General features: G+C 38.9%; 11 protein-coding genes and 2 pseudogenes. 8 read left to right on the top strand and 5 right to left on the bottom strand.

The features are described 5' to 3' along the window. The 3 genes and pseudogenes from ABZB17_RS13175 to ABZB17_RS13165 form a co-directional block, all read left to right on the top strand. Positions 1-232: pseudogene (locus tag ABZB17_RS13175) on the top strand (N-acetyltransferase); the annotation flags it as partial. Further along, entirely contained in the window at positions 225-1,535 is a 1,311-nt protein-coding gene (locus tag ABZB17_RS13170; RefSeq protein ID WP_372650808.1) for a nucleotide sugar dehydrogenase, read from the top strand. The pseudogene ABZB17_RS13175 and the gene ABZB17_RS13170, both read left to right, overlap by 8 nt. A 65-nt stretch (positions 1,536-1,600) precedes the next feature. Next, on the top strand, positions 1,601-2,494 hold the full coding sequence (locus ABZB17_RS13165) for a Gfo/Idh/MocA family protein (RefSeq protein ID WP_372650807.1): 894 nt from the start codon (positions 1,601-1,603) through the stop codon (positions 2,492-2,494). A 12-nt stretch (positions 2,495-2,506) separates the two neighbouring features. Here ABZB17_RS13165 and ABZB17_RS13160 read toward each other — a convergent pair whose 3' ends face one another. Together ABZB17_RS13160 and ABZB17_RS13155 are read right to left on the bottom strand one after the other, a co-directional pair. Next, positions 2,507-3,298, bottom strand: coding sequence for a class I SAM-dependent methyltransferase (locus ABZB17_RS13160; protein ID WP_372650806.1), 792 nt, complete (start codon positions 3,296-3,298; stop codon positions 2,507-2,509). After that, positions 3,276-5,780 (bottom strand): YfhO family protein, encoded by a 2,505-nt coding sequence (locus ABZB17_RS13155; RefSeq protein WP_372650805.1) that lies wholly within the window; start codon positions 5,778-5,780, stop codon positions 3,276-3,278. Before ABZB17_RS13155 ends, ABZB17_RS13160 begins: the two co-directional genes overlap by 23 nt. Positions 5,781-6,174: 394 nt before the next feature. On the opposite strand from ABZB17_RS13155, the gene ABZB17_RS13150 reads away from it, so the two are divergent. Beyond that, positions 6,175-6,498: a hypothetical protein gene (locus ABZB17_RS13150; RefSeq protein WP_372650804.1), complete on the top strand. Its 324-nt coding sequence runs from the start codon at positions 6,175-6,177 to the stop codon at positions 6,496-6,498. 8 nt (positions 6,499-6,506) lie between these two features. Here ABZB17_RS13150 and ABZB17_RS13145 read toward each other — a convergent pair whose 3' ends face one another. Then, positions 6,507-6,953, bottom strand: coding sequence for a hypothetical protein (locus ABZB17_RS13145; protein WP_372650803.1), 447 nt, complete (start codon positions 6,951-6,953; stop codon positions 6,507-6,509). A gap of 113 nt (positions 6,954-7,066) precedes the next feature. Between ABZB17_RS13145 and ABZB17_RS13140 the strand changes: the two genes are divergently transcribed. The 4 genes from ABZB17_RS13140 (at position 7,067) to ABZB17_RS13125 (ending at position 11,452) form a co-directional block, all read left to right on the top strand. Beyond that, on the top strand, positions 7,067-8,548 hold the full coding sequence (locus ABZB17_RS13140) for a lipopolysaccharide biosynthesis protein (RefSeq protein ID WP_372650802.1): 1,482 nt from the start codon (positions 7,067-7,069) through the stop codon (positions 8,546-8,548). A gap of 105 nt (positions 8,549-8,653) precedes the next feature. Beyond that, positions 8,654-9,409: a class I SAM-dependent methyltransferase gene (locus ABZB17_RS13135; RefSeq protein WP_372650801.1), complete on the top strand. Its 756-nt coding sequence runs from the start codon at positions 8,654-8,656 to the stop codon at positions 9,407-9,409. Further along, the gene (locus ABZB17_RS13130) at positions 9,406-10,368 is read left to right on the top strand and encodes an ATP-grasp fold amidoligase family protein (RefSeq protein ID WP_372650800.1); all 963 of its coding nucleotides are present in this window, start codon (positions 9,406-9,408) and stop codon (positions 10,366-10,368) included. Before ABZB17_RS13135 ends, ABZB17_RS13130 begins: the two co-directional genes overlap by 4 nt. Further along, a complete protein-coding gene (locus ABZB17_RS13125) occupies positions 10,352-11,452 on the top strand; it encodes a glycosyltransferase (protein ID WP_372650799.1) in 1,101 nt (366 codons plus the stop codon). Before ABZB17_RS13130 ends, ABZB17_RS13125 begins: the two co-directional genes overlap by 17 nt. A 52-nt stretch (positions 11,453-11,504) precedes the next feature. On the opposite strand, the gene ABZB17_RS13120 is transcribed toward ABZB17_RS13125, so the two are convergent. After that, positions 11,505-12,578 (bottom strand): glycosyltransferase family 4 protein, encoded by a 1,074-nt coding sequence (locus ABZB17_RS13120; RefSeq protein WP_372650798.1) that lies wholly within the window; start codon positions 12,576-12,578, stop codon positions 11,505-11,507. Positions 12,579-12,598: 20 nt separating this feature from the next. Further along, positions 12,599-13,464: pseudogene (gene wecB / locus ABZB17_RS13115) on the bottom strand (non-hydrolyzing UDP-N-acetylglucosamine 2-epimerase). Positions 13,465-13,498 lie beyond the last annotated feature (34 nt).

Here is a 13,498-nt window from a genome sequence, read left to right as displayed (position 1 = left end):
GAATGCCACCATTATTTGCGGAGTTACTTTGGGCGAATATTGTATGGTTGGTGCCGGTGCTGTTGTAACAAAAGATATCCCGCCTTTCGCTTTGGTTACAGGAGTCCCTGCCAAACAAACGGGGTGGGTAAGCCGTAGTGGAGAGATTTTGGGTGATGATTTAACTTGCCCCAAAACCGGAGAAAAGTATTGTCTTGAAGACGAAGAACTGAAACTTATCGAAAATGAGTAATAAAGAAGAACTCTTACAAAAAATAGCCGACAAAGAACTTACAGTTGGTGTAATTGGACTTGGTTATGTTGGGCTTCCTCTGGCAGTATGTTTTGCAGCAAAAAAGGTAAAAGTTTTGGGTTTCGATACTTCTTCAGAAAGAGTTAGTAAGCTTAATTCGGGCGATAATTATATCTCAGATATTGATGATAATAAGCTGGCTTCGCTTGTACAGCAAGAAAGATTTAATGCTACAAATGATTTTGCGCTCTTAGGCGAGTGTAATGCGATCTTTATTTGCGTTCCAACACCGCTGGATAAATTCAAAAAGCCTGAAATGTCCTTTATTGAAAACGCCTGCGGGCAAATTGGAGCGAATTTGCAGCCCGGAACATTTATTAGTTTGGAAAGCACAACTTACCCCACTACTACCGAGGAATTTGTTTTACCTATTCTCGAAAAAGAATCGAAGTTAAAGGAAGGAGAAGATTTTTGGTTGGCTTATTCGCCCGAGCGGGTTGATCCGGGAAACAAGGAATATTCAACACAGAATACACCAAAAGTTTTGGGTGCCATAAGCAACGATGGACTAGAGATCGGGAAAGCCATTTACTCGATTGCTGTTGAAGAACTTTATCCCGTGAGTTCGCCACGTATTGCCGAAATGGTAAAAATTCTGGAGAACACCTATCGTTTGGTAAATATCAGCCTGATCAACGAATTGGCTTTATTGGCCGGAAAAATGGATATTAACATTTGGGAAGTGATTGATGCTGCAGCAACAAAACCATTCGGCTTTCAGCCCTTTTATCCGGGCCCGGGAATAGGTGGGCATTGTATTCCGCTTGATCCTTTTTACCTGGAGCACATTGCCCGGAAATTTAATTTCGATTTGTCGATGATTCATACAGCAGGGCACATCGATTTGCTTATGGCGCACCGAATGACCGTTAAAATAACATCGGCACTCAACCGGCAGAAAAAAGCTATTAACGGCAGCAAAATATTGTTTTTGGGTGTGGCTTACAAACCGGATATCAATGACGAGCGCGAATCGCCGGCATTAAAAATTATGGAGGAAGTAGAAAACAAAGGAGGAGAGGTGAGTTACCACGATCCTTATATTTCTGCGGTTACTTTAGGAAGTGGAAGTCGGTTTGAATCGCGTGAAATGGCAGAACCTGTTTTGGCAGCTGCCGACTGTGTGGTTATTACAACCAATCATAAATCATTCGATGCCGATTTTATTGAGAAGAATTCAAAATTGATCGTCGATCTGCGTAATGTGATAAAGGAAGCTTCGGATAAGGTTTATAAATTATAATTAAACACAAAGTTGCAAAGACATTAAGAGAAAACTTTGTGACTTGGTGTCTTTGTGTTGAAACAATGAAAAGATTTGCATTAATAGGAGCTGCAGGATTTGTAGCCGAACGACATATAAGGGCGATTAAAGAAACCGGTAATGAGCTGGTTTGTGCCATGGATATCTTTGATGTAATGGGCCGAATGGACAGCTATTTTCCCGAAGCTGAGTTTTTTATTTCGGAGAAAGAACTTGTGCAGTATCTTCAGCAGTCAAAAGCAAAAGGTGAGCAGGTAGATTACATTAGCATCTGCTCGCCCAACTATCTTCACATAAAACATATTGAGCTGGCCTTAAAAAACGGATGCGATGTAATTTGTGAAAAGCCATTGGTAATTGATTCAAAAGATTTGGAAAAAATTAAAGAATGGGAAGCTGACAGTGGAAAGAAAGTCAACGCCATCTTGCAACTTCGTCATCATCCGGCCATTCTGAGATTGAAAAAGGATATCGAACAATCGGGCAAGGACTTTTTTGATATCGATTTGAAATACATCACTTCGCGGGGCAAGTGGTATTTCAAAAGCTGGAAAGGAGATGTTGATAAATCCGGGGGAATTGCTACAAACATTGGAATCCATTTTTTCGATATGCTTATATGGATTTTTGGGGAGGTGCAGAAAAATAATGTATCGGTTTATGAAGCTACCACAGCATCAGGTGAGCTTGTTCTTGAAAAAGCAAAAGTCAACTGGTTTTTAAGTCTGGATGCCTACGACCTGCCTGAAGTTGCAACAAAAGCCGGTAAACGGACTTATCGCTCCATAAAAGTAGATGGTAAGGAAGTGGAGTTTAGCGAAGGGTTTACCGATTTGCATACTGTAACCTATCAGGAAATTCTAACCGGCAATGGTTTTGGGGTTGAGGATGCACGTGGGAGTCTGGATTTAATTGCGCTTATACGAAGCATAAGGTAAGTCACAGGTACATTAAACCAGATCTTTTGCACTCAATAAATAATAAGCACAAGTGGAAAAATAGTTCCGAAGTACAGGGATGTCTGCAAGGACCTTATTTTGTTTTCGTGGCTGAAGATTAAACTTAACTTCGTAGTTAGGATTTATAAAAAACAAAGTTCTGTCAAGTATTTCGAAATCATTTTCTTTTACAATGTTTTCAAACCTTTCAATGGAAATGCCTGTTTCCTTTATTTCTAATAGTTCGTTGATTCTTGATTCTGGTTCGCCAAATAATTTCAAAACTCCTTTATATAAGGGTATGGGCAACAGGTGAATATACGGCATTTTTGAAAGAATCCGATTCTGACAAATTTGCTGATGTCCTCCAAAGGGATTTTGCCAGGGCGGAAAACCAAAGAAAACGATGGTTTTGGCATGAAAGCAAGATTTGAAATAGGACATAAAATATTCCTGATTAGGGATGTGTTCAATTACGTCGCGAAGAATAATCAGATCAAATTTTCCCAAATCATTCCGGTTGTAAATATTATCAGCAATAAGCGTTAGGTTTGCCCGATTTTTATGTGTCGAATAAAATTCCTTTGCCTTTTCGATTTTCCCTTTCGACAGGTCGATACCGGTTACCTTAAAGCCCATATCCACAAAGGGAAGAAGGTTGCCTCCCTCGCCACATCCGATTTCCAGAACGGTTGATTCGGTGCCAGGCTGCAGCAACTCCTTAATATAGGGGATAACGTATTTCCGGGTGGTGTAGGCTTGCTCGTTAAAGTACTGCCATTTATCTCTGTGTCGTTTCTGCATGTTTTTTGGGTTTGGGTAACAGCCCTCCGTTATTTTTAATGTTTATTGCAAGGAAGGCGAGAGCAAGGATTATAAAAACGATTGAACTCGCATACGATATTTTAGTCCCGAGATAGTATGATTGAGGCTCGAACTTAAACTCGATGGTATGCTCGCCTGCCGGAACCGACATGGCCCTCAATACATAATTAACCCTGAAATAGGGTGCTTCTTTACCATCGATGTACGCATTCCATCCTTTGTCGTAATACACCTCTGAGAATACGGTTAGTTGCTCGGAGCTGGAGTTAAAGGCATATTTCAGGTAATTCGGATCACTAACCAGCAACTCAATGCTTCCGTTTTTCTGATAGGTTTTGCCCGAAACATATTGTTCGAATCGTTGGTCGATTACTGCTTTATCAGCAGGGTTGATTTCGCTTATTGCATCGATTTCGGCATCGGCGTTTTCAACCACTTCGTAGTTGTTAACAAACCAGGCGTTGCCCAATGGTTCCGGATCTTTTACCGGTGCTCCGTTCGGGTTTATTATCAGGTATTTGGTGTTCAGCATTTTTAGTGCAGGAGTGCTGTTAAACAGCATGCTGACTTGATCGGGAGCCAGACCATTGTTCAGCATTCTGCTCATACTTTGAATCTCTGGTGAGATATGGTAATCAATTAATTCCTGGTAACGTTTTAGTTTTGCTGCATGGTATCCGCCAATGGATTTGTGGAAGTACGAGGTAGATGCATCGGTAAACGGATTCACAGTAAGGTTCAGCACACGGTAGGAAAGCGCGTCATCCTGAAGAATCAACTCATCAGCTTTCGACAGCGTGTACGGATTATTCATTTGGCGTTTGGCCACAAAACTATCGTTGTTCAGGTAGCGTTTGTTGGTAGGCCACATATCAGCCATTATTAAAACAATCCATAATGCCAGTGCATATTCTGCCTTTAATTTCTTTTTCCAGAAAGCCCATAAAACACCGGCTGCCAGTGCTACAAAAATAAAGGTTCGGAAGGCATCTTTTTGTGCCACCATTTTCCGGTCGGCTTGCAGGGCATCTAAAAGTTGTTCCGGCCATCCGGCTTGCAGTAGACGGGCATCGGAAGCAGCTGTAAAATCACCTGCCAAACCCGGAATAACTGCAAAAGCAAGCGATAAACCACCGGCAATAGCAAAGGAATACAATAAAGCTTTATTAAAAACCTTATCTGAAACTTCGCGTTTATAAACCTTCGAAATAGCCATCACCCCCATAAAAGCCATAGCAAATTGCTGGATAACAATAATGTTTTTCACATCGCGGAACTTGTTGTAAAGCGGGAAGTAATCGATCATCAGGTTCGAAAGCGAAGGAAAATATTTCCCCAGCGAAAGGGCAAATGAAACCACTACCGTTGCTACAATCCACCATTTGTCTTTTCCTTTTACTATGAATAAGCCAAAAACAAAGAGGAAGCATAAAACAGCACCAAAATAAAACGGTCCGCCGGCAATGGGTTGGCTGCCCCAGTACAAAGGCAGGTTGTTGGCAATACGTAAGGCATTTTGTTTGTTTTGTCCGCGGGCCAGCAAATCATATACCTGAGAGTTTTCTCCCAAGGGCTCGGCCATGCTACCTCCCTTCAGCCGAGGGATAAAGGCGGTGAGAGCTTCACCCACATCGTAGCTGTAATCCAGTATATAATCGCGGTCTAAACCATCCGATTTTTTATGCAGATCACTGGTTAATTCTGATTTCCCACGGATAGTATCTTTGCTGTATTCGTAGATAGGCCATAAAGTAGAAATATTCATTCCAATGGCCAGCACAGCAGCAGCTGCCAGTATTCCTGAGCTTTTCAGAAAGGGGATGATCGCTTTTTCGCGTACGGCATAAATAAAATATACAATGGCGATAATCAGTACCATTATGCCTGCATAGTAAGTCATTTGCAGGTGGTTGGCAGCAATCATCCACGAAAGGGCCAGGGTGCTGATAAGTGCTCCAGCCAAACGTTTGTTTTTATAAGCCAGAATAATTCCTGCAATTAATAACGAGATATAAGTGATGGTGAGGCTTTTACTATTGTGCCCGGCTTCGAATACCACAAAAAAGAATGAGGTAAAGCCATAAGCTAATGCCCCTGCCAAACTGAGCCAGGGATTTACACCTAGCAAAATTAACATCAGGTAAAACAAACTTAAAAAGAGCAGGTGATAACTCACCGGACGTGGAATTTTTAAAACTACATCGATTATTTTTTTGCTAAGGTTGCCATTATAAATGGTTGTAATTAAATAGGTAGGCATACCCGAAAACATTGTGCTGGTCCAGAATGTATTTTCTCCGGTTTCTTTTTTGAAATCAACAATCTCTTTCGACATCCCTTTGTAATGGATTATGTCGGATTGTTGTACAACTTTACCTTCAAAAACGGGTGCGAAATATATTGCAGAGGTAATAAAAAGTAAAACTACCGGAAGAATGTAACTAACAATTTTTTTATTCATTGAGACGGGCATTTGATTGTAGAGCAAATATAACCATTGAATTGAGTACAACAATATTTTTACCGCTGCATCAAGTTATTATCTCGCATTATCGGTTCATACATAAATGGTGAGTTATTTTCTATTCTGGTGATTTATTCAAATTGATTCTAAACGGCATTTTTCATAATTTGCACTAACGTTAAGAACCAGGCTCGGTTAATCCTTTAAATCAACAATTTTCAATAAAAAGTTAAGATTTAATAACCGATCGGCTCACATGCCATGAGGTGGTGTGTACACCGGCCTATACTATGCCGGCGATAAAGAGGCCGCCCACAGCTTCGTAAACTTACAGGCGGCCCACAGTTAACAACGAATTTCTTCGTTATTGTAAACGCCAAATGTAATTAAAATGGCAACATTAAATGAAAAGGAAAGTCGTGATTTTGTATCGCAAATGATTGTAATGGTCAGGCAAAATGCAGGTTTGCTCACCGATGCAGGCTTCGATCCTACCGCAAGAATCGAAACTTTGCAGGGCGAATTGCTAACTGCCGACGATGCCGAGGGTGAACAACAAAAAGCCCAGGCCGCTGCACTCGACGCTACAAAACTGGCCAACGAAACTTTGAAGTTGGCTTACGACGACGCCTCAGCCATTGTAAACCTGATAGAAGGTTTGCTGGGAAAAGATCACAGCCTGGTGCATAAGTTGCGCCAGTTGCGCAAAAAGTAAAAGCGCTGTTAAAAATGAATTCCGCCCTGATTCCGGGGCGGAATTTTTTGTTCATCTTGCTCTTGCTTCACAACTCTCCTCAGAAGATAACGCTTCGCTACCATCAGATTAAGTCGCTCTTCCGCCCGATACTGAAAATCTTCCGTAAGATTATCCTTCCAAAACGTCAGATAGTCATCATCTTCCATAAGATAGCCTCCATCTTTCATAAGATAGCCTTCATCTGACAGAAGATAATCGTAAAAAACCATCAGCGCAAGACCATCTTTCGTAAGATAATGAAACGCTGATAGCAGATAGCCTTTCGCTGGCATAAGATAGCGGCTGTCTGGCGTAAGATGGAGATGATCTTCTAAAAGATAATCGTTCGCTGACGGAAGATGATGATGATCTTTTAGTGGGTAATTGCTCTGGAAGCCTCTTTTGGTGTGGGATTTTGGGAGATAATCTGTCAAAAAGGTTTGTTGGGTAACAGATTATAAAATTTGCAGAGTCTGTTACCCATCATTTGTACCAGGACTTTTATTCTAATTGCTTTTACTATTTTTGGAATCTTCATATTTACCTAATGGGAATTATTATAAAACAATCAATAAGAGGGGCAATCTGGTCGTATCTGGGTGTAGGAGTTGGTTTTATCACCACCGCTTATCTATATCCGAATTACCTGACACCCGAGATTGTTGGATTATTTGCATTGTTAACAGCTTGGTCTGGCTTGTTTGCACAGTTTTCTTCCCTTGGATTTCATGGGGTAACTGCCCGTTTGTTTCCGAGGTTTCGTAATAACGAAAATGGGCACAATGGCTATATATTTATTGCTTTTATAGTAATGCTCATCGGTTTCGTATTATTTCTGATTGCTTTTTTATTTTTACGTCCCTGGCTAGTGGAAAGCAACCTCGAAAAATCGGCCCTGTTTGCCGACTATGTTGATTTACTGGTGCCCTTAACCTTTCTGGCGCTACTTTTTACCTTTCTCGATGGTTTTAATAAAATGTTGTACAATGCAGTATTAGGTGCATTCCTGACCGAATTTGTACAACGAGTCTCCATTTTGCTGATACTTCTTTTTTACATCATTGGGTGGTTAACTCTACATGGCCTGATCCTAGCTTATGCAGGGGCTATTGGTTTAAAAGGAGCTTTTATCTTTTTTTTCCTTTTGTTTCGGAAAGAACTCAACTTTAAACCGAAGCTCAACTTTGTGGATCAAAGCCTGAAGCGTGAGATGCTTAGCGTAGCCGTTTACAGTATTTTAACTGGTATAGGCGGCAGTATTGTTTTTCAAATTGATAAAATTGTTATCAATCAGGTAATGGGATTGACTGCTACGGGGGTGTATACGATTGCTTTCTTTTTTGGAACTTTGGTTATGATTCCCTCTCGTACGTTATTGAAAATTTCATCTACGGTCATCGCGGAAGCATGGAAAAAAAATGATATTAAGGCGATTGATGAGAATTACCATAAAAGTTGCTTAAATCAATTCATAATTGCTGCTTTTTTATTCGGTGGAATATGGATTAATATAGATAATATCATAATAATCCTTGGATCGCAATATCATTCTGGGAAGTGGGTTATATTCTTTATAGGCTTAGGTTTTCTGATAGACATGGGGACAGGGACCAATGGTATAATTATTATCTTATCGAAATATTATAAAGTGTCGCTTTTATTTTTGTTGGTTATGGTAGTCACAGTGTTTTTATCAATGTATTTATTGATTCCGATATGGGGAATTACCGGAGCGGCCATTGCAATTGCAATCGCTTTTCTTGTAAATAATTTCATGCGTTGGCTATTCCTAAAGGTGAAATTTAAAATGCAACCATTTTCTTTCGTCTTTATTAAAGTTCTGTTAGTATTTTTTGTTGCATACTTAATTTCAATGCTAATACCATCTCTTTCTCTTATAATGGATATATTTGTTCGAAGTTCTGTTTTCACAATTATATTCGGACTCCTCAGCTACTTTTTAAATGTTTCTAAAGAAATTAACAATATACTGCATGTTATATTGAACAGGATTAACTTTAAAAACTAATTTCAGCAATTAAAATTTGAAAAAAGTTATTTGAACGGACCAACGTTATAATTGTTAGTTAAAACTAAGAGAATTAAGCAAATGAAATGTATTTATAGCCTTTTTTTGAGATGGAAGCACGTTTTCGTTTCGCGTTTACACCAAAAAAGAATAAATGATGGTACGGTATCAGAACAGGAAGAAATATATGATGATAGTTTCTACCGAAAATTTTCAACTCAACAGAAAATAGAAAATTCACATATCATCTTTCCTATTATTGAAGAATACATACCTATTAAAAGAGTTATTGATGTTGGATGTGGCGTAGGAGCGTGGTCTAAATATTTCTGCGATAAAAATGTTTATGTTAAAGGCTATGATTTTGATTGGGTGCCGGAACAGTACATGGCGGTTCCAAAGGACGGTTATTTTGTTTCATGCGATTTGAATGAAAGGTTGGTTGCGTCAGAAAAGTTTGATTTGGTCATTAATCTTGAGGTTGCTGAGCATTTGAAACCCGAAAGAGCAGAAACTTTAATTGAAGATCTGGCTAAGTTGGGTGATGTTGTTCTTTTCTCTGCTGCAATACCATATCAAGGAGGAGATGGGCATCTAAATGAACAGTTTCCAGAATATTGGGGGAAGTTATTTGCACAAAATAATATGTCACCGATCGACATTATTCGCCCCAAAATCTGGAGAAACGAAAATATTGCGCAAACATGGGTAAAGCAAAACCTAATTTTATTTGTCAGGAATGAACTTGTAGATAAATTCCCGAAAGAATTTCATGCAGATCCTAATTGTTTAACAAGGTTGTTTTTTTTGAGATTCTTGAAGATCAGAAAGCGAATTAAAAGCTGGAGGCTAATTTTATGATGAGGAATATCTTTATAGGAACTTACATCGAGAAACTTTGGATTTATAAATTTGTGTTTGCGGGATACAGTAAGTTGAAGTTTTTATACCGTGATTACCTGATTTCAGATAGAAAAGCTATTACAATTAGATTCCGAAGGGCGTTTGGTTACACTTTAGACATAGAGAATCCAAAAACACTAAATGAGAAAATCCAGTGGTTAAAGCTGTATGACAGGACAAATCTTCATACTCGTTGCGCCGATAAATATAAGGTGCGTGAGTATGTTAAAAGTAAAATTGGTGAATCGTATCTGGTTCCTTTAGTATTTGAGACCAAAAATGTAAGAGATTTGATACCGGATAACTTCCCTGATTATCCCGTTATTATAAAAACAAACCATGATAGTTCGGGAGGAGTTATTGTTCGTAATAAAGCTGAAACAGATTGGAAAAGACTTCAAAAACACTTCAAAAAATTACTGAAAAGCAATTATTACTACAAAAGTAATGAGTGGCAGTACAAAAACATTGAACGACGATTGGTCGTAGAGAAATTATTGGTGCGTAAAGATGGAGGAGTGCCATATGATTATAAAGTGCACTGTTTTAACAATAAAGCTATAACCATACAGGTTGACATTGATAGAAGTGGAGAGCACAAGCGTAACTGGTATTCTTCCAGTTGGAAACGAGAACCTTTTTGGTGGTCATCACTTAAGTCAGGTGGAAAAAGAACAGACCCTGCGAAGTGGGAGGTTGATAAGCCTGAATGTTTGCCGGAGTTAATTCGTCTCTCTGAAATATTGTCTCAGGAATTTATTTATGTTAGGGCGGATTGGTACATTGTCGATAATCGGATTTATTTTGGAGAACTTTCTTTTCATCACGATGGGGGACTTCATCCTATTTGGCCTAAAGAATGGGACTACAAATTAGGTCAGTTATTAAAATTACCGATAGATGAATCAAGGGATTAAGCAAAAAATATTGTTTGTAATTCCATCGCTCGCTGGAGGTGGGGCGGAGCGGGTGATTACTCATTTGTCCAATCATATTAATAGGGATAAATATATTCCAGAGCTACTACTCATTTACGATACAGAGCACATATTGCTTAAAAACCTTAAGAAAGACATTAAGATTACCAACCTTTATATACCTACAAGCAAAAAATACTTTTTTCTGCATACCCTCGTTGCGATAATGCGCCAAAAGCCTGATATTGTTTTTATGGGAATGAGTGGAATAAATGTTCTTATTGCCCCGTTTATCCCATTTCTTAAACGGATAAAGTGGATTGCCAGAGAAACAAACACGGTAAGTATACATGTGCAAAACAAGCGCATGCTATTTTTGTATCGAAACTTTTATAAAAACTATAATCGTATCATTGCTCAGTGTGATGATATGAAGTTAGATTTAGTCGCTAATTTTAATATCCCTGATGATAAAATCAGGGTAATTAATAATCCAATTGATACGGAATTTATAAACCATCAGTTAAGCAGTCAGAAATCTGTGTTGTTTCCATCAGGACGAATTAATCTGCTGGCCTGTGGCCGCCTGGTGCCACAAAAAGGATTTGACTTATTATTAAGGGCTTTCGCTAAAATAAACGAGCGGGAGAGATTTTTCGTGACAATAATAGGAGATACTCAGAATAATGGCTATAAAAGTGAATTGGAAGGTTTGATACAATCTCTTGGACTGAATGATTTGGTCAATTTGGCTGGTTACCAATCGAACGTATATCATTGGTATCAGCAAGCAGATATATTTGTGCTTAGCAGTAGGTACGAGGGCTTCCCCAATGCAGTTCTGGAAGCACTTTACTGTGGCACTCCTGTTTTGGCGAATCGGTGTAAAGGAGGAGTTGATGAGATAATAAAAGATGGGAAAAATGGATACCTGTTTGATTTTTCTCAGGAAAACTTCGAAGAAAAGCTAAAAAAAGTACTATTGTCTGATTTCGATCGAGAGCAAATTCGTCAGGATGCTAAGCATCGCTTTGATGTATCAGTCATTATGGCAAAGTACGAAGAAATAATAGGAGCAGTATAATAATCGATATACTTTCTTTAGTCATTTTCTTAATAAAATCTGCTAGTTGGTTTTATATCTTGCTCGGTTTCAATTCATCAATTATATTGGTCAGAGCATTAATCCTATTATTTTCATGGAAGAGTTCAAGAATTCTGGCTCTTGGGCTTAAACGATCGTTGCGTTTGATTGCTCTAGTTACAGCTTCTTTAGCTTCACGAACATCTTTCTTCTTTATCACAAAACCTGTTTCTCCAATAGCCAAAGGAATGCCGTTTACTTCGCTGCCAACAGGGATACAGCCACAAAGCATTGCTTCGCATAGTGTATTTGGTAAGCCTTCGCTCATGGACAGTTGAGTAAATACTTTATGTGTAGAGAACAATTCTCTTAATGAATCCTGCGAAACAAAACTCAATATATTAACATTGGGTGGTACTTTTATTTGCATTTCTTCCAGTAAGGGCATGGCTACTCCAACTAAAGTAAAGTTTAGCTCAGGCATATTTTCAGCAAGCATTAAAAAGATGTCGTGTCCTTTACGGAGAAAAACTTTTTCATCATAACAGACTCCAACTGTTATTACATCGCCTTTCTGAGGTAAGTCTAATCTTCGCCAATAGTGTTCGTTATATCCCGTTGGTACTGTCTTAACAATACCATTGGTTTTTCGAACAAAATTCATAAAACCTTGTGGTTCTCCTTTGGGATTAATATAATAATTCATAGAGTTGATTAAAGAGTCATCAACAGGTAAAATATAATCACCAAAGCGATATGAAAGCTTTCCTAATAGAGCTCTAAGATTCTTTTTGTAAAACAAGCCAAATTTAATTTGAGGTATAGAGACAGCATCATATCCGCCAATTATCAATAACGTTTTTTTATTGAATATTTTTGCAAAAAATACAGGCCAGAATGACTGATAACCAGCAAACCAGGTGAAAAAAACATCGAACTTTCGATAATTAATTGCTAAATAAAAAAATTGTTTGACAAACTCAATACCGACTTTGATGATTCCCTTTTCTGGCTTAAACTGATATTTAGTAACGTCATACTTAGAAGAAAGTATATCGTAATCTGCTTTTGTAAAGGTAGTCCAAGGGGAGTATATAAGTAGTATTCTTTGTTTTGCTCTTGCCATTATCTTGATGCCATTAAGAATTAAATGTAAGTTAGTTGTTTTACAATTCTTTCACAAGCTTTCCCATCACCGTATGGGTTATGGGCTTCGGCCATTGAGTTGTAGTAGTCCTGTTCCGTAATTAAACGACGGGTTTCGTTTACAATTTTTTGTTTATCGGTTCCAACCAGTTTTACGGTTCCGGCATTTACTGCCTCGGGGCGTTCAGTGGTATCGCGCATCACCAGTACCGGTTTCCCAAAACTTGGTGCTTCTTCCTGTATACCGCCGCTGTCGGTTAAAACAAAGTAACATTTCTCCAGCAAATAGATAAAGGGGAGATAGGATAGTGGTTGTATCAAATGAATGTTATTGAATCCCTTTAACAACTCGTAAACAGGGCCTTTAACATTCGGATTTAAATGTACCGGGTATACAATGTTTACATCCGGGAATTCGCGGGCAATTTCCTGAAGGATTCACAAATCTGAATAAAACCATCGCCAAAATTCTCGCGGCGGTGACCGGTTACCAGTAAAAATCTGGAGTTTAATACCGATTCTAAATCAGTATGGAACAGATCGCTTAGCTCAGTAATAATTTTTTGTCCAAGTTCGGCCGATGTTTTTATTTTGCCGGCAGCCAGGTACAGGGCATCAATAACTGTATTGCCGGTAATAAATATGTTGGCTTGCTTTATGTTTTCGCGTTGTAAATTGTCTTGGGCAAGTTGTGTAGGGGCAAAATGCCAGGAAGTGAGCGCTCCTGTGATTTTACGGTTCATTTCTTCGGGCCAGGGCGAATATATATTGCCTGTACGAAGTCCTGCTTCAATATGCCCTACAGCAATTTGTTTGTAAAAGGCAGCAAGAGCAGCGGTGGAGGAAGTAGTGGTATCGCCGTGCACTAATACCACATCAGGTTGATAATCGTCGAGTACG

The sequence above is a fragment of the Draconibacterium sp. genome (assembly GCF_041583095.1).
Taxonomy (GTDB): domain Bacteria; phylum Bacteroidota; class Bacteroidia; order Bacteroidales; family Prolixibacteraceae; genus Draconibacterium.
Note: the sequence above shows the minus strand (reverse complement) of the source record. Positions and strands in the feature narration are given on the sequence as shown.